This is a genomic window from Geodermatophilus obscurus (assembly GCF_900115395.1).
GTDB classification, from domain to species: domain Bacteria; phylum Actinomycetota; class Actinomycetes; order Mycobacteriales; family Geodermatophilaceae; genus Geodermatophilus; species Geodermatophilus obscurus_B.
In genome coordinates this window covers 122,332-146,205 of sequence record NZ_FOWE01000010.1, presented here as the reverse complement: position 1 = coordinate 146,205, position 23,874 = coordinate 122,332, and the positions used below count along the sequence as shown (strand labels likewise).

Below are 23,874 nucleotides of genomic sequence, written 5' to 3'. Positions count from 1 at the left end.
CGGTGCAGCGCAACAAGGTCATCTCGGCCGACGCCGCGGCGCAGATCGTCCTCGACGGCGACACCGTCGCGACCGGCGGTTTCGTCGGCGTCGGATTCGCCGAGGAGCTCGCGCTCGCGCTGGAACGGCGCTTCGAGGCCACCGGCTCGCCGCGGGACCTCACCCTGGTCTACGCGGCGGGCCAGGGCGACGGCGGCACGCGCGGGCTGAACCACTTCGGGGCCGACGGCATGGTGCGCCGGGTCATCGGCGGGCACTGGGGGCTCGTGCCGAGGCTCGGCGCGCTGGCCCTCGACGAGCGCATCGAGGCGTACTGCTGGCCGCAGGGCGTGATCAGCCACCTGTTCCGGGAGATCGCCGGCGGCCGTCCTGGGGTGGTGACCACGGTCGGGCTCGGCACCTTCGTCGACCCGCGCCACGGGGGCGGCCGGATGAACGAGCGCACCACGGAGGACCTGGTCGAGCTGGTGACGCTGCGCGGGCAGGAGCACCTGTTCTTCCCCGCGCAGCCGGTGCACGTGGCCCTGCTGCGCGGGACGACGGCCGACCCCGAGGGCAACATCACGATGGAGCGCGAGGCGCTCACCCTCGAGGTGCTGTCGATGGCGCAGGCGGCCAAGAACTCCGGCGGTGTGGTGATCGTGCAGGTCGAGCGGGTCACCGAGCACCGGACGCTGAGCCCGCGGGAGGTGCAGGTCCCCGGGATCCTCGTCGACGCCGTCGTCGTCGCGCAGCCCGCCAACCACGGCCAGACCTTCGCCGAGGTCTACAACCCCTCCTACACGGGAGAGGTCGTCGCGCCGAGCACCGGGCTGGCCCCGATGCCCCTCGACGCGCGCAAGGTGATCGCCCGTCGCGCCGCGATGTTCCTGTCGACCAACGCGGTGGTCAACCTCGGGATCGGCATCCCCGAGGGGGTGGGGTCGGTGGCTGCCGAGGAGCGGATCCTCGACCTGATCACGCTGACCGTCGAGCCGGGCGGCGTCGGCGGCATCCCGGCCGGTGGGCTGAGCTTCGGCGCCGTCGCCAACCCGCAGGCGATCATCGACCAGCCCTACCAGTTCGACTTCTACGACGGCGGCGGGCTGGACCAGGCGTTCCTGGGCATGGCCGAGGCCGACGTGGAGGGCAACGTCAACGTCAGCCGGTTCGGTCGCCGGCTCGCCGGTGCGGGCGGCTTCATCAACATCAGCCAGAACGCCAAGGCGGTCTTCTTCCTCGGCACGTTCACCGCCCGCTCGCGGGTGGCGGTGCGCGACGGCGCGCTGGTCATCGACGACACCGGCGCGGTCGCGAAGTTCCGCGACCGGGTCGGGCAGGTGACCTTCAACGGGCGCCTGGCCGCGGAGCGCGGGCAGGGTGTCCACTACGTCACCGAGCGGTGCGTCCTGCGGCTGACCGAGCGGGGGCTGCAGCTGGTCGAGGTCGCCCCGGGCGTCGACGTGGAACGGGACGTGCTGGCCCACATGGACGTCGCCCCCGACATCAGCGACGACCTGCGCGCCATGGACGCGGCGATCTTCCGCGACCGACTCATGGGGCTGCGCGACCGGCCTCCCGTCGGCATGGAGGAGCGGTTCCGTCTCGACGCGGCCACCGACACCGTCTACGTCGACTTCGAGGGGCTGCGGCTGGTCACGGCGCACGACGCCGACGACCTGGCCCGGGAGCTGCACCGCCGGTTCACCGCGCTCGACCGGCGGGTGCACGTCGTCGTCAACTACGACAACTTCGACCTCGGCCCCGACGCGGCCGATCCCTTCTTCGCCATGGTCAGGAGCAACGAGGAGCGCTTCTTCCTCTCCTCCACGCGCTACTCGACAAACGCGTTCCTCCGTCGCCAGTTCGGCCGGGAGTTCACCGAGCACGACCTCCACCCCAACTTCGGCCAGCGCCCCCGCTGAGCTCGTCCGCCCCTCCGGTGGTCACCGGAGGCAGGTGCCCGGCAGTCCGCGACGAGCACGCGCGCGGCTGATCTCGTCGGCGCCCGGGCACTCGCTCCAGGCTCGGCACGGGCCGTGACTGGCGCTGCAGGTGGGTCACCACCGGGGAGCGGCCCCGTCGATCGACGACCGCCGCGCGCCTGGGCTCCCGCCACACCGAGGAGCCCGATGACCGCCTGTCCAGCACCGCGCGACCCGCAGCCGCGTCCCACGCCGGGTCACCGGGTGGCCGCGTGACGGCGGCCCCGGCGCCGGACGGGGTGCTCCGGCCGGTCTCGGCCGGGGTGGTGTCGGCTCTCGTCGGCTTCACGAGCGCCTTCGTCGTCGTCCTGAGCGGTCTCGCCGGGGTCGGTGCGGACGCCGGCCAGGCGTCGAGCGGGTTGCTCGCGGTGACGGTGACCATGGGCCTGTCCTGCATCCTGCTCGCGGCGTGGACCCGGATGCCGATCACCGTCGCGTGGTCGACGCCCGGTGCGGCCCTGCTCGCCTCGACCGGCACCCTGGAGGGAGGATGGCCCGCCGCGGTCGGCGCCTTCCTCGTCGCCGGCGTGCTGGTCGTGCTCACCGGCCTCGTGCCGCAGCTGGGCGCGCTCATCGCCAGGATCCCGGCGTCGGTCGCCCAGGCGATGCTCGCCGGGGTGCTGTTCCAGCTCTGCCTCGGGCCGGTCACCGGGCTGGCGGCGAACCCGCTCGCGGTCGCGCCGGTCGTCCTCACCTGGCTGCTGGCCCTGCGGCTCCTGCCGCGCTGGGCGGCGCCGCTCGCCTTCCTCACCGCGGCCTTCGTGATCGGCGTCCACGTCGCGGCCTCGGGGGCCCCGGTCGATCCCGCGACGCTCGTGCCCCGGGTGGAGCTCACGGTCCCGGCGTTCACGCCGGCCGGGGTGTTCGGTATCGCCGTGCCGCTCTACTTCGTGACGATGGCCTCGCAGAACGTCCCCGGCGTCGCCGTCATGAAGGGTCTCGGCTACGACGTGCCCTGGCGGCGCTCGATGCTCGTGACCGGCGTCGGCACCGTGCCCGGCGCGCCGGCCGGGGGCCACGCCGTCAACCTCGCCGCCATCAGCGCGGCGCTCGCCGTCGGGCCGGAGGCGGGCGAGGACCGCTCGCGGCGCTGGATCGCGAGCGTGACGGCGGGCGTCGTCCACGTCCTGATCGGCGTCGCCTCCGCCGCGTTGGGCGCGCTGGTGCTGCTGGCCCCGGCCGGGGTGCTGCCCGCGGTCGCGGGGCTGGCGCTGCTGACGACCCTCGCCGCGTCGCTGCAGGCGGCGCTCGCGGAGCCCGCCGACCGGGTCCCCGCCGTCGTCGTGTTCGCGACGGCCGCCTCGGGTGTGGCGATCGCCGGGGTGAGCGCCGCGTTCTGGGCGCTCGCGGCGGGGCTCGCGGTCCTCCTCGTGCTCCGCCGGGGACGGTCGTCCGCCGGGTGAGGACCCGTCAGTCCTGCGGCGGCGTTGGTGCCGCGCTTGCCACGGCGGCCCGCCGCCGGGTGAGGCGGAGCGGCACCAGGACCGCCGCGGTGACCAGCGCGGCCAGTGCCAGCCAGGGGAGGGCGACGCCGAGCACGACGACCGCCGCGCCGAGCGCCGTGACCAGGGCCCGCCACCCGGTGCCGAGCCCGTCGAGGAAGCCTCCCGGTCCGCCGACCGGCGCCACGCCGAACGGCTCGAGGTGCACGTGCAGCGTCGACAGCTCCACCCGGTCCGCCAGCAGCGCGCGCTGGGACCGCAGGGACTCCAGCTCCTCCTGCCGGTCGGAGAGGGCGCCCTCGGCCGCCAGCAGGGCCTCGGTGGAGGCCGCGGTGGCCATGAGGGCCTGCAGCCGCGCCACCGAGGTCTGCAGCGCCGAGATCCGCGCGTCCAGGTCGACCGCCGTGGTGGTCACGTCGGAGCGGGACACGGACACGCTGCCGACGTCGCCCAGGTCCTCCAGGTCGGCCAGGACGCCGGTCAGCTCCCCGGCCGGCACCCGCACCACGAGGTCGGCGACGGCGCCCTCGACCCCGTCCTCCCCGGACGCGGCCTGCTCGGTGCGCTCCTCGACCCGCCCGCCGACGGACTCCACCAGCTCGCTGACCCGCTGCGCGCCGTCGGCCGGGTCCTCGACGGCGACGGAGGCGGTGGCGGTCTGGACCACCTGCCGGTCGGGGTCGGCCTCGGCGGGGGCGACCTCGGGATCTCCCGGGGCGGCGGTGACCGGGCCCACGTCGGTGGCGCTGCCCGCGCTGTCCGAGCCCGCGCTGTCCGAGCCCGCGCCGCCGCCCGTGCAGCCGACGAGCAGGGTGAGCGCCAGCGCCGCGATGGCCGTGCCGAGGGAGCGCCTCATGGCGGGACGGTAGGCCCGGAATCTCGCGGCCGACCAGCGCCGATGCGTGATCGTGACACCGGCGATGACTCCCGGGGCGGTCGCCGGTCTGCACCTCTGACCGGCCGACCGCACGCGAGGAGCACACCGTGACCGCCACGTACACCTTCGACGTCTTCTGCAGCCTCGACGGCTTCGGCTCCTTCGACGAGCGCGGTGACTGGGGCGGCTACTGGGGCAAGCACGGCCCCGAGTTCCTCGACCGCCGCCTCGCCGCGTACGGCCCGGACCAGCGGATGGTCCTGGGCGCGCACACCTTCCGGGAGTTCGTGGAGATGCTGGGCCCGGGCGCCGCCTCCGGAGCGCTCGACCCGGTGAACACCCGGATGCGGGACATGCCGACGACGGTGGTGTCGACGACGCTCGAGGGCCCCCTCGACTGGCCGGACGCGACCCTCGTCAGCGGCGACGCCGTCGACGTCGTCGCCCGGCTCAAGGAGGAGTCGGCGGTGCCGCTGCGCTCGCACGGCAGCCTGTCGATGAACCGGGCGCTGATGGCCGCCGGCCTGGTCGACCGCGTCCAGGTGACGGTCTTCCCCGTGATCACCGGCCGGACCGGGACGGAGCCGGTCTTCGCGGGCGCGGCCGACTTCGACCTCGAGCTGCTCGAGAGCCGCACGCTCGACGGCCGGACCCAGGAGCTGGTCTACCGCCCGACGCTGCACGGCTGAGGCGCGACCGGGCCCGTCGACGTCGACGGAGCCCCTGCGCGGCACTCGTCCCGACGTCCCCCGCCGAGGACCGCGCCCCGGTACGTCGAGGCGTGGCCGCAGCCGGGGGCGGGCCCCGAGGTCCTTCCGCCCGGGCACACCGGCGCGCTATGCAGGTCCGCGGGAGCTCGGCTCGTCCACGACTGACCGGATCCGGTCGGATGACAGGTGTCTGGTGGGGGTGGTCGTCGTCGGCGCAGGACTGGCCGGTCTCACCGCGGCGCGGGAAGTGCAGCGGGGAGGCGCCGAGGTGGTCGTCCTCGAGGCCCGGGACAGGGTCGGTGGCCGCCTGGAGGGCGGTGTGGTCGAGGGGTGGCCGATCGAGCTGGGAGGCGCGTGGATCGGCGAGGGCCACCAGCGGATGTACGCGCTCGTCGAGGAGCTCGGACTCGCCACGTTCCGCACGTGGAACGACGAGGGGAGCTCGTGGTCGAGCTCGGCAGCAGGCGTTCGCGCATGGAGGGGCGCAAGGGTGCCGTCCCGGGGCTCGGCCCGTTCGCGCTGACCGATCTCGCCCAGGGGATGTCGCGCTTCGGACGGCTCGCCCGGAGCGTGGACCCGGCGCGCCCCTGGGCGCACCCGCGCGCGGACGTGCTGGACGGCCAGACCTTCCGGACCTGGGTACGGCGGACGCTGCGGACGCGCAGCGGCCGTGCGTACTTCGACATCGCGACGGAGGCGGTCTTCGCGGCCGACGCCAGTGACATCTCGTTGCTCCACGCTCTCTGCTACGCCGTCGGCAACGGCGACCTGGAGACCCTCGTCGCGGTCGACCACGGCGCGCAGCAGGACCGGGTCGTCGGTGGCTCCGTGGTGGTCGCCGAGCGGCTGGCCGAGGGGCTCGACGTCCGGCTCGGCGACCCCGTCGCGTCGATCACCCAGGACCGTGCCGGCGTGACGGTGCGGACCCGGTCCGGCCGGGAGCACGCCGCCGACCGGGTCGTCGTCGCCATCCCGCCCACGCTCGCCGGGCGACTCGTCGACGACCCGCCCCTGCCCGCGGCCCGCGATCAGCTGACCCAGCGTCTCCCGGCGGGGACGGTGGTGAAGGCCTTCGCGGCCTACCCGACGCCGTTCTGGCGCGAGGACGGCCTCAACGGCCAGGCCGCGTCCGACCGTGGCCCGGTGAAGGTCACCTTCGACGTCTCACCGTCGGAGGCCGAGGTCGGTGTCCTGCTCGGCTTCGTGGAGGGAGGGGAGGCACTCCGGTGGCAGCGCCTGTCCGAGGCCGAGCGGCGTCGTCAGGTGCTGGGCTGCTTCGTCCGGCACTTCGGGGAGCAGGCCGCCCACCCCACCTCCTACGTCGAGAAGAACTGGAGCGAGGAGGAGTTCACCCGCGGCTGCTACGGCGCGCACTTCGCCCCGGGTGTCTGGACGGCCTTCGGGGAGTCGCTGCGGCCGCCGGTCGGCAGGGTCCACTGGGCCGGCTCCGAGTACGCCGTCGAGTGGAGCGGCTACATGGAGGGCGCCGTGCGATCGGGCCGCGCCACGGCGAGGGAGGTGCTCGACGCGCCGAGGTCCTCGGGTCCTCCCCACGGGGCCTGACGGGCCCGTCGATTCGCCGGATCGCGTGGAGCGGGTGACCGGGATCGAACCGGCACGGCCGGCTCGGGACCCGAGGAACGGCCGTCCCCGTCCAGCGCAGTGTCTCGCCCTTGCCCGTACCTCCTGCGTGCCTCGAGCGCCGGTCACCGCCCTCGGGTGAGGCGCACGGAGGGTCCCTGGAGCACCTGGTCGTCGGGGTCGGCGTCGACGGCGCGCCGGTGCTCGACGAGCAGGGTGAGGGCCAGCGCCGTCGTGGCCGTGCCGGGGGAGCGCCCCCGGCGGACGGCGGGCCCGTGATCTCGCCGCCCACCAGCACCGATGCGCGATCGTGGCGCCCGGTCCGGCGCCCTCGGACCATTCCGTTCGACGGCGGCGGCGCAACCGATCGCGGCGGCGCTGCGAGGACCTGCGTTCCCGGTCGCCCGCCGTGCACTCGGATCTCCATTCCGCGTGTCGGCCCCGCGTTTCGCCATTTCCGCCTTCGGTGAACCGGCCGTACCTGTTACGTTCCCGACACTTCCCGAGGGGGGTCCGCCCAGCGGACTGCCCGGCGCTGAGGAGACCCGCATGGCACAGTCGCCCGTCCCCGGTCGCCTCGCTCGGACGTCGCTCCTGATCGCCGTTCTCGTGGCGCTGGGACTGGTGTTCCCGGCCACGAGCGCCGCGGCCCCTGGTGGACAGGGCGGGAAGAACCCCGGCACCTACGAGAACCCCCTGCTCCCGGTGATCCCCGCGGGCGGCGTCGTCGAGAGCTGCGCCGACCCGACGGTGTTCAACACCCAGGACCCGGGGACCGGGCAGATCACCTGGTACATGTTCTGCACCACCGACCCGTTGAACGACGAGGACGTCGACGCCGACGGGAACCCGGTCTTCCGCCGGATCCCGATGATGACCTCGACCGACCTGGTCAACTGGACGTACGTCGGGGACGCGTTCCCGCAGGGCACCGCCGGGCTGCCCGGCTACGCCGAGGACGACGCGGCCCTGTGGGCGCCCGAGGTCGTCTACTCCACCACCTACGAGCAGTACTACCTGTTCTTCGGCGTCACCGACACGACTGCCGCGACCAGCGGCGTCGAGGACTGCGACACCGACAACGCGATCGGCGTCGCCGTGAGCGACACCCCGACCGGCCCGTGGACGTTCTACGACGAGCCCGTCGTGGACCCGCGCCCCGCCGGCGCCGCAGGCGCGTGCGACTTCCTCTGGACGTACGACCCCGACGTCCTCGGCGACTCCATCGAGGACACCGGCATCCTCTACTACGGCAGCTACCGGGGCGGCGTCTACGGCGCCGAACTGACGCTCACCGAGGAGGGCGCCGAGGCCGCGAACCCGGTGATGGTCGCCATCGACAACAAGTACGAGGGCACCAACGTCGTCTACAGGGACGGCTACTACTACATCTTCGTGTCGGCCACGAACTGCTGCAACGGAGCACTGACCGGTTACGCGGTGTTCGTCGGCCGCTCCACCGACCCGCTCGGGCCCTTCGTCGACCGTTTCGGCAACTCCTTCACCGACACGCAGGCCGGTGGCACGCCGTTCCTCTACGGGAACGGCAACGAGTGGACGGGCACCGGGCACAACACGGTGTTCCAGGACGCGAACGGCGACTGGTGGACCATTTACCACGCCGTCGACCAGAACGACCCCTTCTTCGCGTTCGAGCCCGGGCTCACCAAGCGGCCCGCCCTGCTCGACGCGATCGACTGGGTGGACGGCTGGCCGACCGTCAACGGCGGCAGCGGCCCGTCCAACGGCAGGATGCCGGCACCGGCCGCGCAGGAGGGCCAGGTCTCCCGCCACCAGACGCGGCTCGTCGACACCCAGGCACCGCACAGGCCGCTGGGGGAGTACTCCGACGAGTTCGACGGCACGGCGCTCGCCGGTGAGTGGACCTGGGACCGCGGGGACAACGCTCCCGCCGACCCGCCGGACCACACGGTCGGCGGCGGCGTGCTCACGGTCGACATCCAGCCCGGCGACACGTACGTCGACGTCGACACCGCCTGGGTCCTGACCCGCGACGCCCCGCGAGGCGACTACGTGGTCGAGACGCGCGTGCGCACGGACATCCCGGACGAGGACTGCTGCTTCAACTTCGCCCAGGCCGGGATCGGGATCTACGGCGACACCGACCACTACGTGAAGCTCACCAACACCTCGATCTGGAACACCCGGCAGACCGAGTGGGCCAAGGAGATCGGTGCCGAGCAGGCGGGCGAGGGCTGGTCGCGCTACGGCAACTCCGTCATCGGCCCGCCGTCGGAGGAGTGGACGTACCTGCGCGTCGTGGTCGAGGAGCTCCGGGGTGCGGAGCGCGCCGCGGCCGGCGGTGACACCCACGGCTACACCGGCTACACCAGCCAGGACGGGACGAACTGGGAGCGCGGCCAGACCTGGACGCACACGCTGGGCGACGACCAGAAGATCGCGCTGTTCGCCCAGGGGACGGTCGACCCGACCCAGCAGTTCGAGGCGGAGTTCGACTACGTGCGGGTGTACAGCCTGAAGGAGACCCCGACCGGGAGGTGACCTCTCCACCGGTCCGGTCGGGTTCCCCTGAGCTCGGGTGACCCGTTCCGGAGGTGGTCGCGGTCATCCGGATGGACACGAGAATCCCGGGCAGCTCGACGCCGGGTCTGGCCGCGTGACGTGCGGGCGGATCGGTCGGGACGCTCGCGCTACTCCTCGTCGAGGTCGGCGGGATCTGCCGGGTCGGTCGACAGGACGTCGACCTCCACGACGTCGTCGCTACTGGCGCCGCCGGCCTCCAGGATCGCCGGGCGGTGGGCGATGGCCTGGCGCGTCTGCTCCTGGATCGTCCCGCCGGCCAGGACGCCTGTCACCGGGTCGGTGCCGGTCATCCGGGAGACGTGGATGTGATCCCTGACCCGAACACCCTGGCTGTACAGGGGCGACCCAGGGACGCGGTCGGTGCCGATCAACTGTCGACCCGTGCCGGGATCGTCCCCGTGGGCATCGGACACGACACCGTGTCGCGCTTCGCCGCGTGCACGCGGCACGGCGGCACCGGTGCACCTGCTGGTCGCCGCGCCGGTCCCCGTTACTCCGGACGGCGGTGTCACAGTTGCCCACCCGGCTGTCGTCCCCCGTGCCTCTGCACCGGCCGAGGCCGGCGCTCAGCGGTCAACGGGGGTCGACACCCCCGTCACGATCCAGCCCCGGCGGCGGGGAAGACGCCGACGACGACCTGCCAACGCAGCCTCTGCCGACGCCTACGCCGACCTGGCCCGACACACCGCACCCACGGTCGACATCGGCAACGCCTCCGTGGAGCACCGCCGCTCGTTCAGCGCACCACGACGACCGGACACTCCGCGTGGGCGACGAGGTGCTGGCTGACCGAGCCGAGCAGCATCCCGGCGAAGCCGCCGTGGCCCCGGGACCCGACGACCATCAGGTCGGCACCCCTGGAGCGCTCGATCAGCACCTTCGCCGGGCTGCCTTCCTCGATCGCGGTCCGCACGTCGACCTCTGGTGTCCGCTTCTCCAACTCGGCAACCAGCTTGTCGAGGACCCCGAGCGCCTCGAGCCTCGGTTGGCTCTCGTAGTCCTTCTCCGTCAACGCCCCGAACGGCGGCGACTGAGGCAGCGTGGGCGGGTGCCAGGTCATCACCACCGTCAGGGAGGCACCGTGGTGCGTCGCCTCGTCGTAGGCCCAGTGCAGCGCCGCTCGGCTCGCGTCGGAGCCGTCCACTCCCGCGATGATCAGCTTGATGTCGCCCATGTCAGACCTCCTCGTGCAGGGCCGAGGTCTGGACCACGAGGACGTCGCAGACGGCCTTGCGGACGATCTCCGCCGGCACCGATCCGAGCATCTCGCCCTCGTCAGCCCCGAGTCCGCGGTTGCCCACCACGATCAAGCTGGCCGGACTGGCTCCGGCAACCCGGAGCAGCGCCTCGGCGGGCTTGGCGGCGACGACGACCTGCTCGATGTCCCGGACCCGCTCGGAGGTGATCTCCCGGACCGACTTGTGCACGGCCGCGCGGGCCGCCTCCCGCCCGTAGAGGAGCCGGCGTCCGTCCACGGGCTCGTGCGGCCGGCCGGCGTCGTCCGGGTCGTAGGCGGAGACCACGACCACCCGGGCCTCCGCTGCAGAGGCGACCTCGTGCGCCCGGGCCACGGCGTACAGCGCGGACGCCGACCCGTCCGAGCCGACCACCACCCGGTCGTACACCGTGATCTCGCGACGCCCGGCGAGCGGCATCACGCTGGAGTCCTCGTCGGACTTCGGCGAGTTCACCCACAGCATGGCGAGGGCCGCGCAACCGAGCAGCGCGCCGGCGAGCACCATCGCGTTGGTGCCCCTGCTGCCCAGCAGGTTCTCGAAGATCCAGCCGAAGGTGAGCGTCTGGATGAGCATCGGGACCACGATCATCATGTTCAAGATGCCCATGTAGACGCCGGTGCGCTCCCGGGGCACCATGCTCGCCACCATCAGGTAGGGCACGCCGACCATGCTGGCCCAGCAGATGCCGAGGCCGATCATGGGGACCAGGGTCAGCCACTGGCTCTCGATCGTCGACAGCCACACGAGCGAGAGGCCGGCCAGCGTGAGCGTGCCGGCGTGCACCTTCTTGCCGCCGTAGCGGTGGCACAGCGGCAGCAGGAACAAGGCCGACAGCATGGTGACGAAGTTGTACGAGCCGTTCATCAGGCCGACCCAGCCGGCCGCCTCCTCGTAGCCGGGAGAGTCCGGGGCTGCGTTCCACACCGACTCGGCGACGCTGACGCTGACGAACTGCCAGTAGATGAACATCGCGTACCACTGGAACAGGAAGGCCAGGCCGATCTTGTGCATGCCGATCGGCATCACCTTCACGGCCTCGGCGATCTCGCGGACCGTGGCGGAGAGCCCCTTCGACTGCGTCTTGAGGTGCGCCAGCTCCTCGTCGGTCGGCGTGACCTCCGTGGTCCGCAGCATCGCAACGCCGACCGTGACGATGGCACACACCGCGCCGAACCAGAACACCACGAAGACCCAGGTGGGAACCCCTCCCTCACCGCCGCCGGGGAGCACCTTCTGGAAGATGAACAGCGACACGTTCGCCAGTACCGCCCCGGCACCGGTGAACATGCTCTGGATCAGGAAGCCCCTCGGGATCTGCACCTTCCGCAGCCGGTCGGAGATCAACGCCCGGTAGGGCTCCATCGCGGTGTTGTTGCCCGCATCCACCAGCCACAGGCAGATCACGGCCATCCAGAGCGCGGTCACCAGCGGGAAGAGGAACAAGATGGCGATCATCACGATGCTGCCGCCGATGATGTACGGCTTTCGCCGGCCGTACTTCGGATGCCACGTCTTGTCGCTCATCGCGCCGATGATCGGCTGGATCAACAAGCCGGTGATCGGGCCGGCGATGTTGAGGATCGGCAGGTCGTGCGCGTCCGCCCCCAGGAACAGGAAGATCGGGTTCACCGCGCTCTGGGTCAGCCCGAAGCTGAATTGCACCCCGAAGAACCCGAGATTCATCCAGGCGATGTTCCTGGAGGTCATCAAGGGTCGACGTGCGTCGTCCGAGCCCACTTCCGTGATTTCCGCCAGTGCTGTGGACATGGACAGCGCTCCTCTCGAAGTGGGTCAAGAAACTAGGTGAAGTCGCGTTGGTGCGGCGATTCGATGTGTGGGAAGTGCGAGGCCTCGTTCCGACCTCACTCCATGGCACCTCGACGTCCTCAAGACACATGTGACGCGGATCACTCCGGATCCTGACGGGACCCTCCGGACGTGTCAATTCGACCGAGAGGCAGGGGCGGCAGTTGACGGTCGTTCGCATTTGAATGGCGTGCGATGGTTGTTCGGCGAGGTGGCGCCACCGCCGACTCCGTGGCCTGGGTGGCCTAGTTGTAGTGCCCCGGGAGGTTGTTGACGGGGGTGCGGCTGATCGGAGGCCGTCCGCCGAGCGCGGTGTGGGCGCGGTGATGGTTGTAGGTGTGCAGCCAGGCCGGCAAGGCGTCGGTCCGTTCCTGGCTTGAGGCGTAGGGGCGGGCGTAGGCCCACTCGGTGAGCAAGGTGCGGTTGAGCCGCTCCACCTTGCCGTTGGTCTGCGGCCGATAGGGCCGGTGCGCTTGTGGGTGATGCCGGCAGCAGCCAGTTGCTCACGCCAGTGCCGGGAGCGGTAGCAGGAGCCGTTGTCGGTCAGCACCCGCTGCACGGTGATGCCGTGGTCGGCGAAGAACGCCTGCGCTCGGACCTAGAACGCCACCGCGGTGGCGGCCTGCTCATCGGGCAGCACCTCGCTGTAGGCCAGCCGGGAATGATCGTCGACGGCGGTGTGCACGAACTCCAGCCCGAACCGCTCACCGCGGGCCAGAGCGGCGTGGCTGCGGCGTCCGGCGGCACTGTCGCGGCCGTGCACCCGCCAGCCGCCGCCCGCGCGTAGCCGACCCGGCTTCTTGATGTTGACGTGCACCAGCTCGCCGGGCTGGCCGCGCTCGTAGCGCACCGGCATGCCGGTGGGGCGGTCCAGCCAGGCTAACCGCGGCATGCCGTGCCGGGTCAGGATCCGGTGCACCGTCGAGGGCGCCAGCCCGAGGATGCCGGCGATCCGCGCCGGGCCCAGCCGCCGCTGCCGGCGCAGCGCCAGCACCCGCCGCTCGACGTCATCGGGGGTCCTGGCCGGGCTGGTGCGCGGGCGGCTGCAGCGGCTGCGCAGGCCGGCAAGACCCTCCTGCTGCCAGCGGCGCCACCACTTGTAGCCGGTCGCCCGGCTGACCCCCAGCTCGGCGGCGACGTGCGCCACCGGCCGACCCGACATGACCCGCTGCACGAGCAGCCAGCGCCCGTAGACGGACAACTGCGGCCTAACCTCCAAGACGAGACCTCCGGCGTGGTGAGTCCTAGACACACCCACTACGTCCGGAGGTCTCCTCCTTGATCAACCAGCCACGCCGTCAACAACGTCCGTGGGCACTACACCTAGCAGCACGGTTGGGGCTCGACCGACGACGGCGCCTGCCCCCCAGTCGCCGAGGGGGAGCACCGGCTGCCGGTCCGCTGCCGCACGTGCAACCACCGGGCGGGACGCCGCCAAGCCCGGGCGTCACCCAGCTCGGCGAGGTGTCGGTTCGCCGACCCGGAGGCCGGCGAACGTCGGCCCCATCGCGTCGGCACCGGGCCCGAGTTCTGACGAGATGCCCGAAGGGCTTCTCGAACACGGCTGCAGGAGAAGGCGTGTGGACCCAATGCGTGGCCTCGCGTGTGCCTGTCGCGTTCGGCTCACGATCCATGTCCGAAGAGGACGTGGCGCTCGCCGGAATGAGACTCCTCCTGAGCGGGGTCTCCGCTCCACCACGCGGAGGGACCACACCCGTCCGGGCCGGGATCGACGTGTGACGACGTCACTGTGCTTCGGCGCGTCCGGCGTTGTCCGTGATCGCCCGGAGGATCTCGGGCCAGGCTCCGGGCGGCAGGTCGTGGCCCATCCCGGTGATGAGCTCGAGGCGTGCGCCAGGGATGGCGTCGGCGGTCGCGTGTCCGCCGGACGGGTGGCACATCAGGTCCTCGGTTCCGTGGATGACGACGGTGGGGACCGTGAGCTCTCGCAGCGCCCTGGTCCGGTCCGGGGCGGCGCGCACGGCGCGGTGTTGGCGTCGACGACCGTCACGCGCGTCGGGATCGCGCTCGAACGCGAGCGCGCTGACCCGTCGCAGTTCGTCCAGGTCCTGGTCGAAGCCGGTCGACCCGATCGTGGAGAAGACCCGGACGCGGCGTTCGATCGCCTCCTCCTCGGTCCGGGGCGGTCGGGCCAGGGCGTGGCGGAAGACGCGTAGGGAGGTCCGGCCGGCGCCGCGGCGACCCGTGGTCGACATGAGCGAGGCGAGCGAACGCACGCGACGGGGATGCCTGATGGCCGTCGTCTGCGCGATCATCCCGCCGAGGGAGGCACCCACGATGTGCGCTGAGTCGACACCCAGGGCGTCGAGGAGGCCGACCGCGTCGTCGGCCATGTCGTCGAGGGAGTAGCGGCGTCCGGGCAGGTGTGTGGAGCGGCCGGCGTCTCGGTTGTCGAACCGGACCACCCGGAACCCCTCGGCGGCCAGCTGCCGGCAGAAGCCCTCTGGCCAGTGGATGAGCTGGAAGCCCAGACCCATGATCAAGAGCATAGGAGGGGCATCTGGCCTCCCGAACGCGTCGTAGCAGAGGTCCACCTCGCCGACGGTCGCCGTGCGTGGTGGGTGGTACGCGACGGCATCGGCGGCGCTCATGCCACGGCCTCCTGTCCCTGGGCCCGGTCGCGGTGGTCGGCATCGAGGAAGCTGCTCGTCATACCCGTCTCCTTGTCCTGTGCCACGGGAACGTGGGGGCTGGGGGCGACGCATGCGCCGCGTCGCCCCCAGGCGTTCGACGTTCAGTTCTCCGGTTCGGGGGTCTGCCCCGCACCCGTCACGGCATGAGACCGATCCGACGAGGACTCCGAGTCCGTCCGGATCGACCCGGTCAGCGCGCGCACCTCGGCCCAGGTCGTGGGCACCTCGACCTGCGCGGGGTCGAGGACGTGGAACGCCGAGCCCCGCATGCTGGTGCGGTAGGACCGCATGACGCCTACGTGGAGACGCGACCGGGTGTACTCCTGCAGCGCCGGCTCGTCGGCCCACGACGACCAGGTCCAGAACGTCCCGGCCAGCGGGCTGGCGGCCAGCCGCAGCGTGATGGCGCCGGCCGAGGTCCGGAAGGCGCGCCGCAGACGCAGTGCAGCGCGGAGGAACCCCGGGACGTCCCGCAGGGATCGCAGCTCCAACCGGGAGACCATCACCACCCCGGGGGAGGACGGATACGCGGGCCCGTGAGCCGGCGGCAGCGTCGCGATCTGCCTCGCACGGTCGCCTCGCTCCGCTGGTGCGCTGCGCCCGTCCCGTCGCAGGCCGGCCCAGACGGCGACCGCGGCGGCGATGAACACGATCTGGATCACCGTCCGGACACCGAGCGGGGTGGGCGCCTCGCCGTTCAGTCCGCTGCCGGACAGTGCGGCGTGGACGTTGGCAGGGAACATCGCGACCAGCAGGCCGGTCAGGCCCACGGCCGACCAGCGCGCGGTGGGCCGCCACAGCAGCCCGACCGCTCCGGCCAACTCCAGGACCCCGGTCACGGTGACCAGCAACCCGGGCGCCGGCAGCGCCGGCGGCACCATCGCGATCAGGTCCTCCCGTAGGGCCACGAAGTGGGTAGTGCCGGTCAGGGCAAACATCGCGGCCAGTCCACCTCGGAGTGCGGTGGTCTGGTGCCCGTGCAGCGACCGCGACGTCGCAGCGGAGACGACGAACACGACGCCGGACGCGCCGATCAGGACGAACAAGGGGGTCATGACGCCCTCCTCCCGAGAACTTGACGATGGCTAGATTTGACCCGACACGGCGAACTTGTCAATGACAAAATTGTCGGCCTAGGCTCCGCTCATGGCGGACCGCCCCTACCACCACGGTGACCTGCGCCGGGAACTGCTGCGCCAGGCGGCGGGGATGATCGAGGAGGTCGGGCCGGCCCGGGTCAGCCTGCGCGAACTGGCTCGGCGCGCCGGCGTCTCCCACGCGGCACCGGCGCACCACTTCGGCGACAAGACCGGGCTGCTGACCGCGATCGCCACCGAGGGCTTCCACCTGCTCGCCGACCAGCTGACCGAGGCGCTGAAGGGCACCGGAGACTTCCTCGAGGTCGGCGTCGCCTACGTCGAGTTCGCCGTCACCCACCGAGCCCACTTCGAGGTCATGTTCCGCCCGGACCTGTACGAGCCGGACGACGCCGACGTCCGCGCGGCGCGCCAGCGGAGCACCACCGCTCTGCAGAGCGGGATCAGCGCAGCCTCCCCCGAGGCAACTGGACCCGACGCCCGGACCGCCAGCCTGGCCGCCTGGTCGATGGTGCACGGCTTCGCGAGTCTGTGGATCACCGGTGCCCTGCCCACGAGCCTCGGCTCCGACGCTGCTGCGGCGGCGCGGCAGGTAGCGGGCGTCCTGACCCTGGGCCCCCGCGGAACCGGTCGCCACTCCGCGCAGCGCACCGACGACGAGCGAGCGGCCGCTCCTCGATGAGCGGCTCAGTACTCCGGTGATCGAGACCCCCCGTGCCCACCACGGGTCAGCCGGGGGGCGGCGCCATGCATCCGGTCTGGCTCAGTGTGGTCGCCCTGCAGCACGATCGGTGATCGGGACGGCATCGTCACGACTGGGCCGTCGAGGCGGTGGCGGGGAAGCGGCGGGCGTGCGCTGGGGTGCGCAGGGACGGGCCGTCCGGGGGCTCCTCCAGAGCCTCGCCACAACGCCTGTAAGGCCGGGTGCGCTACGGAGACGCGTGGAGCGGGTGACCGGGATCGAACCGGCATGGCCAGCTTGGAAGGCCAGGGCTCATAGCGTTCCGAACCCCTGGTCGGACGGCCATCTGCCATCGACCGTGCCTCCAGCGTGCCTCTGTCGACACGAGGGCATCGCGAGGGCCATTGCCTCATCGCCATTGCCGTGGTTGTTGCCGGTGGGTATCAGGGAGATGCCGCTGTCGTCACCCGCGCCGCCGTAGTCAGCATCCGCTGTCCGGCCGGCACCCTCCTCAGGTCCCGGATCGAGTGCAGGGAAGCCCGCCAGGTCCCTACTTCAGGGCGATGGCCACCCACAGGATGACCAGCACGACGACGTGCGGGATCAGCAGCAGCCACTTCACCCGCCACGACCCGCGGGAGAGCGACGGGTCCAGCGTTGCGTCGACGCGGACGGGATGGGGCATTCGGTTCTCTGTCATGTCGTGCTCTCCGAGTCTGGAGTCTGGACGTTGCCGGGGTGGACGGGACGAGGAGCCTGTCGCTTGCTGCCGATGGTCAGCTGGACGGCGTTGTCACGTTGTCGAGCCGCGTGGTGGGCATCGGCCCTCCGTTTCGTGGACGTGGGCTTCGTGGGGCGGCGCAGGTAGAAGTCGCCCTGCCGGCGGCGGCCGCAGCGCTGGATGTGTCAGCGCGTGTGGGGCAGGGCTGCGGATGGCGCCGATTCATCGCTGTGCGCGCGCTCGAGCCGGGACGACGCGTCGAGCCGGGCGCCGGCGGATCACCCACTCCGCGACAGCGAGGTTGATCACCCAGCCTGCGCCGGCGAAGAGGGCGTTGCTGGTGTCGCCCTTGCCGACGATCGCCTCCCCGATCCCGAGCGTGAACACCTGAGCGCCGGCGGCCAGCGCGATCGCGTACGCCCGGATCATCCATGCCCGGTGCCGGGCCACGTCGCGACGACGGATGGCCAGGAAGCCCAGGACGATGCTGAGCACCATCGCCGAGCCGAACACCAGCCGGAACACCTGGTAGAGCCGGCCCGAACCCTCGAAGAGGGGAGTGAAGATGGTCAGCCACAGGGCCGACAGAGCGACCACCAGCCCGAGCACCACCAGGAGCCGTCCGGCGACGCGATGCCAGCCGGGCCTGCGCCGCCGGAAACCGGAGGAGAACTGGAACGCACCCAGGACGGAGTAGAGGCTCGCGCTGACGATGTGCAGCACGAGCGGCAGCGGCGACGTGGGCTTGGCCGGCAGGATCGCCGCCCCGCCCGACAGCTCGACCAGCCGGAGCGAACCGGCGATGATCGGGACGAGGCTCAACGCGATCAGCCCGAGGGGCACCAGCCAGGTCCCCGGGCCTGGCCCCCGCCGCGGGCTGCCCTCCCGGGGTGCAGGCAGCACCGGCACGTCGCGACGCGGCTCGTCGACGACCGACCTGCGGTTGGCGGTCATCGTGCCGGCACCGGGTCGCGGTCCGAGCCGGAGCGCTGGGCCACGGACGGCGTCGCCGACGTGCGCTGCTCGGACCAGAGAGACCAGCCCAGCCACACCATCGCCATGCCGACGGGCACGGCCGCGTACCTGCCCACGGCGTGGGGCAGCACCGCGGCGGCGAGGGACGCGGCGGTCCCGGCGGCCAGCAGCGCGGCTGCCCCACGGTGCAGGATGCCGGCGCGGTACACGGCGATGCCGAACGCCAGGCCGCCGACCAGGTACAGCCCGCTGACGACCGTGAAGAGCAGCGGCAGGCCACCGACATCGCCCTGGGCGGAGACGCCGGCGGGAATGCCCAGGAAGTCGTCCACGAACTGCGGTGCCTCGTCGGCGATCCGTGGGAGGACGAACACCTCGACGAAGGTCCACGCGGTCACGGCCAGGTAGAACGACCCGAACATGAGGTAGCCGACCAGGCCCAGCAGACCGGACTCGCGCACCTGGCGGAAGTAGATCCCCGAGGCACCGACCAGGCCGAGGACGGCCATGGCGATGGTCATCGCCGCGACGACCACCCAGGCGGTGCTGGTGACCGTGGCGGCGTTCTCCTCCGGATGGATGGGCTGGATGACGATGTACAGCAGCCCGGACAGCACGGCGGACATCCCGGCTGCCCGCGCGAGCATCGACGTCGTGATGGTCACGTCCGACTCCTCGGTCCAAATGGGTACCGGCAGCTGCCGGTTCACGACTCGAAGCCTGGAGAAGGGGGAGGAACGGGGGATCACATCACCTGGTGACCGGTGTGGTGATTCCGTGCCGGGTTCCGCTATCCGTCCGTCCTCCGCCGTGGAGCGGCTCGGACGTGGATGCGTTCACCCTGCCTACCGAGAAGGCTGAGGACCTCCACCGGCTGGTCGCCGGCCGGCCCGAACCAGTGCGGCACGCGGGTGTCGAACTCGGCGGCCTCGCCGGGGCCCAGGGTGATGTCGTGGTCGGCGAGGAGGAGTCGCACCCGGCCGGCCAGCACGTAGAGCCACTCGTAGCCCTCGTGGGTGCGGAGCTCGGGTTCGCCGGGCTCCGGCGGGATGATCGTCTTCCACGCCTGGATGCCGCCGGGCTGCCGGGTCAGCGGCACGACGGTGCGGCCGTTGCGGTTGCGCGGGGTGAAGCGCACGCGGGGGTCGCCGATCTCGGGCGCGCCGACCAGCTCGTCGAGCGGGATCTGGTGAGCGTGGGCGATCGGCAGGAGCAGTTCGAGACTGGGCTTGCGCTGGCCGGATTCCAGCCGGCTCAGGGTGCTCTTGGAGATGCCGGTCGCGGCGGCCAGCTCGGTCAGCGTGATCTGCCGCAGCGCCCGCGCGCGCCGGAGCCTGGGACCGACGCCGGCCAGAGCGGCCTGGATCGCTGCCGGCTGCTCCACGCCGTCACCTCACCAGGTGTTCCCAGGAACAGCAACGGATCTTGTCGCCGCCTGACCGTCGCGCGGAGTCTTCGCGGCGGAGGTGATCGCCATGGAGGCGATGGTCTACGACGTGGTGGTGGTCGGCGGCGGAGCGGCCGGCCTGAGTGCGGCTCTGGTGCTGGGCCGGGCCCGACGACGGGTCGCCGTCGTCGACGCCGGCGCACCGCGCAACGCACCGGCGGTGCACATGCAGGGCTTCTTGTCCCGCGACGGGATGCCCCCCGGCGACCTGCCGGCCGCCGGCCGGATGGAGGTGGCCGGCTACGGCGTCGAACTGATCGAGGACCGGGTGGTCGGCATCGAACCGGGCCTTCACGTCCGGCTCGCCGGCGGCGGAGTGCTCAACGCCCGACGGATCCTGGTCACCACCGGCGTCCGCGACGAGCTACCGGGCATCCCGGGCGTCCGCGAGCGCTGGGGCCGGGACCTGCTGCACTGCCCGTACTGCCACGGGTGGGAGGTCCGGGACGAGCCCCTGGGCGTGCTGGGCACCCAGGCTGGGTCGGTCCAGCACGCGCAACTCGTGCGCCAGTGGTCCGACGACGTCGTCTTCTTCGCCCACACCTACGACCTGACCTCGGCCGAACGCCTCCATCTGGAGGCGCGCGGCATCCAGATCGTCCGGGGTGAGGTTGCCCGGCTCGTCGTCGAGGCGGACCGGTTGACCGGCGTCCAGCTGGCCGACGGTCGGTTGATCCCGCGAGCGGCGGTCGTCATCCGGCCCAGCAACGTGCCGCACCCCGACGGCCTGCTGACGGGACTGGGGTGCGAGGTCGACGACGCCGGCTTCGTCGCGGTCGACGCCACCGGTCGGACCAGCGCCTACGGCGTGTGGGCCGCCGGGAACGTCGTCGACCCGCGCGCCCAGGTGATCGCGTCGGCCGGTGCCGCCATCGCGGCGGCGATCGCCATCAACGCCGATCTGGTGCAGGAGGACGTCGAGCGCGCGGTGGACGACCACCACTCGACCGGCGGCTGCTTCTCGGCCGCGCTCGAAGCTGGCCTGACCGCTGCCGTCCTCGGCGACCGCCGACACGGGTTCTGACCTACCGCGAACGAGAGAGAAGGAGCACGACATGTCCACTGATCGACCCGACCCCACCCCGGTTCCGCCACCGTCGAGGCACCAGCTGGCGCTGATGATCTGGCTCGCCGTCCTGCCCACGTTGACCGTGCTCAATCTGGCGATGAGCAGCGTGCTGGAGGACGTCCCGGTCGTCCTGCGCACGTTCCTGCTGGCCACCGTGGCAGTACCGATCGTCATGTACGGCCTGATGCCGCGGCTGCACCGGCTCCGCGCTCGCATCCTCCTTCGCGGGGCGGCCTGACGACGAGGGGTGTCGACGCCGGCGGTCCGCGCTGGCACCATGCGCTCCGCACAGGGTTCCTTGACCCCTCCGGGAGGTGGTCGTGGCAGGCCCTCTGCTCGAGACCAAGCTGCACGTGCCGAGGCGGCGTCGTGGCCTGGTCGCGCGCCCGAGGCTCGTGGACCGCGTGAGCCGTGGAGAGATGCCGCCGCTCGTGCTGGTGTCCGCGCCGGCCGGGTTCGGGAAGACCACCCTGCTGACGGAGTGGCTTGCGGCGGCCCGGACAGACGGCACGCTCGTGGCCTGGCTGTCCCTCGATCAGCGGGACGACGATCCGACGACGTTCTGGACGTACCTGGTGAGCGCTGTGAGGACGGCCGTTCCGGATGTGGGTGCGCAGGCGCTCGCACTCCTGCAGTCGCCGCAGTCGGCGACGGACGCGGTGCTGGCCACCCTGCTCAACGAGCTGCAGTCCGTCCCGGACGAGCTCGTGCTGGTCCTCGACGACTACCACGTCATCGAGGCGGGGGACGTCCACGACGGCGTCGGCTTCCTCCTGGACCACCTCCCGCCGCAGATCCACCTGGTCATCGCCACCCGGGTCGACCCGCCGCTGCCGCTGGCGCGGCTCCGGGCACGGGGTGAGCTGGTCGAGGTCCGTGCCGCCGACCTGCGCTTCGCGCCGGACGAGGCTGAGACCTACCTGGGCGACGTGATGGGGCTGACCCTGACGGCCGGTGAGGTCGCCGCGCTCGAAGGACGTACCGAAGGGTGGATCGCCGCGCTGCAACTGGCGGCGCTCTCGATGCAGGGTCGCAACGACGTGGCGAGCTTCATCGCGGGCTTCGCCGGGGACGACCGATTCGTCGTCGACTACCTGGTCGAGGAGGTCCTCCAACGCCAGCCGGAACGGGTGCGCAGCTTCCTGCTGCAGACGTCCGTCCTGAGCCGGCTCACGGGTCCCCTCTGCGATGCCGTCACCGGTCAGGACGGCGGCAAGGCGATGCTCGAGGCTCTCGAGCGCGGAAACCTCTTCCTGGTCCCGCTCGACGACCGCCGTCGGTGGTACCGCTACCACCATCTCTTCGGCGAGGTGCTGCGGGCGCGCCTGCTTGACGAGGACCCCGACCGCGTCCGGGCGCTCAACGTCCGGGCGAGCAACTGGTACGAGCGCGAGGGCGACCGGTCCGCCGCGATCGACCACGCCCTGGCCGCCGAGGACTTCGAGCGGGCGGCGGAGCTGGTCGAACGGGCGATGCCGGCGATGAGCCAGGTGCGGCAGGAGGCCACGCTGCGGCGCTGGTTCGAGGCCCTGCCCGACGAGCTGTTCGGCGTCCGGCCGGTGCTGGCCGTCGGGTACGTCGGGGCCCTCATGTCGACGGGCGACGTCCGCGGTGTCGAGCCGCGGCTCCGCGACGCCGAGCGATGGGTGGACCCGACGACGTCGAGCAGGGAGCCGCCGGGGGACATGGTCGTGGTGGACCACGATGCGTTCCGTCGGCTCCCCACCGAGATCACCATGTACCGCGCCGGACTGGCCCTCGTCGCCGGGGACGTGGCCGGCACCCTGACCCACGCGCAGCGGGCGCTCGACCTCGCCGGTCCCGACGATCACCTCGGCCGCGGGGCGGCGGAGTCCCTCATCGGGCTCGCACACTGGCGGACCGGGAATCTCGAGGCGGCCCAACACTGGTACTCGGACGGCATGGCGACGCTGGGACGGGCCGGGCGCCGCTCGGACGAGGTCGGCGGTGCGATCACGTTGGCCGACCTCTGCGTCGCGCAGGGCCGACTCCGTGAAGCGATGAGCTACTACGGGCGAGGACTGCAGATAGCCACCGGAGACCCCGCGGTCGTGCTGCGGGGAGCGGCGGACATGCACGTCGGCATGGCCGAGCTGTTCCGCGAGCGCAACGACCTCGACGCCGCTCGCCGGCACCTGTCGATCAGCTCCGAGCTCGGCGATTCCGCCGGCCTGCCGAAGAACCGGTACCGCTGGCGGGTCACCATGGCTCGGCTGCACCAGCTCGACCGGGATCCCGCCGGCGCCCTGGATCTGCTCGCCGAGGCAGAGCGTGTCTACAACACGGACTTCTCCCCGGACGTGCAGCCCATCCCGGCGATCAGGGCACGGTTGTCATTGACCCAGGGCAGGCTCGCCGTCGCGCGGGCGTGGGTACGCGAGCAGGGGCTGACCGTCGACGACGAGCTCAGTTATCTCCGCGAGTTCCAGCACGTCACCCTTGCCCGCGTGCTGCTGGCCGAACACTCGGCAGAACGCTCCGAGCCGTCGCTCCTCGGGGCCAGGAGATTGCTCGAACGCCTGCTCCGGGCGGCGGAGGACGGCGGGCGAACCGGAACGGTCATCGAGATCCTGGTGCTCCAGGCCCTCGCACACCGGGCGGGCGGCGACCTCCCGGCTGCGCGCGCGTCGCTGCTCAGCGCGATGACGCTGGCCGAGCCCGAGGGCTACGTGCGGATCTTCGTGGACGAGGGCGCACCCATGGCTGCTCTGCTCCGAGAGATGACCCAGGGGAGCGGTGCGGCCTACGCGCGAAGCCTTCTCGATGCACTCGGCACGGCGGCAGACGCGGCTCGGGTCGACCAGGGGCTGGTCGACCCGCTCAGCCCGCGCGAGCTGGACGTCCTCCGACTCCTCGGCACGCACCTGGACGGCCCGGACATCGCCCGCCAGCTCTTCGTCTCGCTGAACACCGTGCGGACGCACACCAAGAACATCTACGCCAAGCTCGGCGTCAACAACCGCCGTTCAGCAGTCCGCCGCGGCGAGGAGCTAGACCTGATGTCGGCCCGGAGCGACCGGTAGAC

Annotated in this window: 20 protein-coding genes, 1 pseudogene and 1 riboswitch; of the genes and pseudogenes, 10 read left to right on the top strand and 11 right to left on the bottom strand. The window is 72.0% G+C overall.

The window, feature by feature from the left end; all coding sequences use genetic code 11:
• Positions 1-2 precede the first annotated feature (2 nt).
• Both BM165_RS19480 and BM165_RS19475 read left to right on the top strand, forming a co-directional pair.
• The gene (locus BM165_RS19480; RefSeq protein ID WP_075015203.1) at positions 3-1,904 is read left to right on the top strand and encodes an acyl CoA:acetate/3-ketoacid CoA transferase; all 1,902 of its coding nucleotides are present in this window, start codon (positions 3-5) and stop codon (positions 1,902-1,904) included.
• A 104-nt stretch (positions 1,905-2,008) separates the two neighbouring features.
• Positions 2,009-2,096, top strand: a riboswitch (ZMP/ZTP riboswitch).
• Positions 2,097-2,176: 80 nt separating this feature from the next.
• Positions 2,177-3,367, top strand: coding sequence for a benzoate/H(+) symporter BenE family transporter (locus tag BM165_RS19475; RefSeq protein ID WP_208976815.1), 1,191 nt, complete (start codon positions 2,177-2,179; stop codon positions 3,365-3,367).
• Between the two features lie 7 nt (positions 3,368-3,374).
• On the opposite strand, the gene BM165_RS19470 is transcribed toward BM165_RS19475, so the two are convergent.
• Complete coding sequence (locus BM165_RS19470) at positions 3,375-4,262, bottom strand: DUF4349 domain-containing protein (protein WP_075015202.1); 888 nt, start codon at positions 4,260-4,262, stop codon at positions 3,375-3,377.
• Between the two features lie 128 nt (positions 4,263-4,390).
• Here BM165_RS19470 and BM165_RS19465 point away from each other — a divergent pair, with 128 nt between their 5' ends.
• The 4 genes from BM165_RS19465 to BM165_RS25265 all read left to right on the top strand — a co-directional run bounded on the left by BM165_RS19465 (position 4,391) and on the right by BM165_RS25265 (position 9,097).
• Positions 4,391-4,972: a dihydrofolate reductase family protein gene (locus BM165_RS19465; protein ID WP_075015201.1), complete on the top strand. Its 582-nt coding sequence runs from the start codon at positions 4,391-4,393 to the stop codon at positions 4,970-4,972.
• A gap of 214 nt (positions 4,973-5,186) precedes the next feature.
• Positions 5,187-5,516: an FAD-dependent oxidoreductase gene (locus BM165_RS26145; protein ID WP_208976814.1), complete on the top strand. Its 330-nt coding sequence runs from the start codon at positions 5,187-5,189 to the stop codon at positions 5,514-5,516.
• The gene (locus BM165_RS19460; protein ID WP_143108242.1) at positions 5,417-6,556 is read left to right on the top strand and encodes a flavin monoamine oxidase family protein; all 1,140 of its coding nucleotides are present in this window, start codon (positions 5,417-5,419) and stop codon (positions 6,554-6,556) included. The genes BM165_RS26145 and BM165_RS19460 overlap by 100 nt, the downstream gene beginning before the upstream one ends.
• Positions 6,557-7,123: 567 nt before the next feature.
• Positions 7,124-9,097, top strand: a complete 1,974-nt coding sequence (locus tag BM165_RS25265; protein ID WP_075015200.1) for a family 43 glycosylhydrolase — start codon at positions 7,124-7,126, stop codon at positions 9,095-9,097.
• Positions 9,098-9,246: 149 nt separating this feature from the next.
• Here the strand turns inward: BM165_RS25265 and BM165_RS26140 are convergent, their stop codons facing one another.
• The 6 genes and pseudogenes from BM165_RS26140 to BM165_RS24950 form a co-directional block, all read right to left on the bottom strand.
• Positions 9,247-9,552, bottom strand: a complete 306-nt coding sequence (locus tag BM165_RS26140; RefSeq protein WP_075015199.1) for a Rid family hydrolase — start codon at positions 9,550-9,552, stop codon at positions 9,247-9,249.
• A gap of 323 nt (positions 9,553-9,875) precedes the next feature.
• Positions 9,876-10,313, bottom strand: a complete 438-nt coding sequence (locus BM165_RS19445) for a universal stress protein (RefSeq protein ID WP_075015198.1) — start codon at positions 10,311-10,313, stop codon at positions 9,876-9,878.
• Position 10,314: 1 nt separating this feature from the next.
• The gene (locus tag BM165_RS19440; protein ID WP_177225259.1) at positions 10,315-12,144 is read right to left on the bottom strand and encodes an MFS transporter; all 1,830 of its coding nucleotides are present in this window, start codon (positions 12,142-12,144) and stop codon (positions 10,315-10,317) included.
• Between the two features lie 284 nt (positions 12,145-12,428).
• A pseudogene (locus BM165_RS19435) lies at positions 12,429-13,345 on the bottom strand (IS481 family transposase).
• Positions 13,346-13,928: 583 nt separating this feature from the next.
• Entirely contained in the window at positions 13,929-14,693 is a 765-nt protein-coding gene (locus BM165_RS19430; protein ID WP_280140736.1) for an alpha/beta fold hydrolase, read from the bottom strand.
• A gap of 245 nt (positions 14,694-14,938) precedes the next feature.
• Positions 14,939-15,892 (bottom strand): DoxX family protein, encoded by a 954-nt coding sequence (locus BM165_RS24950; RefSeq protein ID WP_075015195.1) that lies wholly within the window; start codon positions 15,890-15,892, stop codon positions 14,939-14,941.
• A gap of 91 nt (positions 15,893-15,983) precedes the next feature.
• On the opposite strand from BM165_RS24950, the gene BM165_RS19420 reads away from it, so the two are divergent.
• The gene (locus tag BM165_RS19420; RefSeq protein ID WP_075015194.1) at positions 15,984-16,616 is read left to right on the top strand and encodes a TetR/AcrR family transcriptional regulator; all 633 of its coding nucleotides are present in this window, start codon (positions 15,984-15,986) and stop codon (positions 16,614-16,616) included.
• Between the two features lie 550 nt (positions 16,617-17,166).
• Here BM165_RS19420 and BM165_RS24425 read toward each other — a convergent pair.
• The 4 genes from BM165_RS24425 to BM165_RS19405 all read right to left on the bottom strand — a co-directional run bounded on the left by BM165_RS24425 (position 17,167) and on the right by BM165_RS19405 (position 19,696).
• On the bottom strand, positions 17,167-17,316 hold the full coding sequence (locus BM165_RS24425; protein ID WP_244274339.1) for a hypothetical protein: 150 nt from the start codon (positions 17,314-17,316) through the stop codon (positions 17,167-17,169).
• Positions 17,317-17,559: 243 nt separating this feature from the next.
• Positions 17,560-18,180 (bottom strand): DUF2306 domain-containing protein, encoded by a 621-nt coding sequence (locus BM165_RS19415; RefSeq protein WP_208976811.1) that lies wholly within the window; start codon positions 18,178-18,180, stop codon positions 17,560-17,562.
• Between the two features lie 107 nt (positions 18,181-18,287).
• The gene (locus BM165_RS19410; protein ID WP_075015193.1) at positions 18,288-18,977 is read right to left on the bottom strand and encodes a hypothetical protein; all 690 of its coding nucleotides are present in this window, start codon (positions 18,975-18,977) and stop codon (positions 18,288-18,290) included.
• Positions 18,978-19,102: 125 nt separating this feature from the next.
• Positions 19,103-19,696, bottom strand: coding sequence for a helix-turn-helix domain-containing protein (locus BM165_RS19405; RefSeq protein ID WP_075015192.1), 594 nt, complete (start codon positions 19,694-19,696; stop codon positions 19,103-19,105).
• 91 nt (positions 19,697-19,787) lie between these two features.
• Here BM165_RS19405 and BM165_RS19400 point away from each other — a divergent pair, with 91 nt between their 5' ends.
• The 3 genes from BM165_RS19400 (at position 19,788) to BM165_RS19390 (ending at position 23,872) form a co-directional block, all read left to right on the top strand.
• Positions 19,788-20,783 carry an NAD(P)/FAD-dependent oxidoreductase gene (locus BM165_RS19400; protein ID WP_075015191.1) on the top strand — a complete coding sequence of 332 codons (996 nt, stop codon included), beginning with the start codon at positions 19,788-19,790 and terminating at the stop codon, positions 20,781-20,783.
• Between the two features lie 31 nt (positions 20,784-20,814).
• Positions 20,815-21,066 carry a putative antibiotic biosynthesis monooxygenase gene (locus BM165_RS19395; protein ID WP_075015190.1) on the top strand — a complete coding sequence of 84 codons (252 nt, stop codon included), beginning with the start codon at positions 20,815-20,817 and terminating at the stop codon, positions 21,064-21,066.
• 76 nt (positions 21,067-21,142) lie between these two features.
• A complete protein-coding gene (locus tag BM165_RS19390) occupies positions 21,143-23,872 on the top strand; it encodes a winged helix-turn-helix domain-containing protein (protein WP_432276824.1) in 2,730 nt (909 codons plus the stop codon).
• Positions 23,873-23,874: the final 2 nt, after the last annotated feature.

Coding starts and splice junctions, on each gene's coding strand:
- BM165_RS19470 (WP_075015202.1), bottom strand. CDS start 4,262: ATGAGGCGCTCCCTCGGCACGGCCATCGCGGCGCTGGCGCTCACCCTG.
- BM165_RS25265 (WP_075015200.1), top strand. CDS start 7,124: ATGGCACAGTCGCCCGTCCCCGGTCGCCTCGCTCGGACGTCGCTCCTG.
- BM165_RS19445 (WP_075015198.1), bottom strand. CDS start 10,313: ATGGGCGACATCAAGCTGATCATCGCGGGAGTGGACGGCTCCGACGCG.
- BM165_RS19440 (WP_177225259.1), bottom strand. CDS start 12,144: ATGTCCACAGCACTGGCGGAAATCACGGAAGTGGGCTCGGACGACGCA.
- BM165_RS19430 (WP_280140736.1), bottom strand. CDS start 14,693: ATGCTCTTGATCATGGGTCTGGGCTTCCAGCTCATCCACTGGCCAGAG.
- BM165_RS24950 (WP_075015195.1), bottom strand. CDS start 15,892: ATGACCCCCTTGTTCGTCCTGATCGGCGCGTCCGGCGTCGTGTTCGTC.
- BM165_RS19420 (WP_075015194.1), top strand. CDS start 15,984: ATGGCGGACCGCCCCTACCACCACGGTGACCTGCGCCGGGAACTGCTG.
- BM165_RS24425 (WP_244274339.1), bottom strand. CDS start 17,316: ATGACAGAGAACCGAATGCCCCATCCCGTCCGCGTCGACGCAACGCTG.
- BM165_RS19400 (WP_075015191.1), top strand. CDS start 19,788: ATGGAGGCGATGGTCTACGACGTGGTGGTGGTCGGCGGCGGAGCGGCC.
- BM165_RS19395 (WP_075015190.1), top strand. CDS start 20,815: ATGTCCACTGATCGACCCGACCCCACCCCGGTTCCGCCACCGTCGAGG.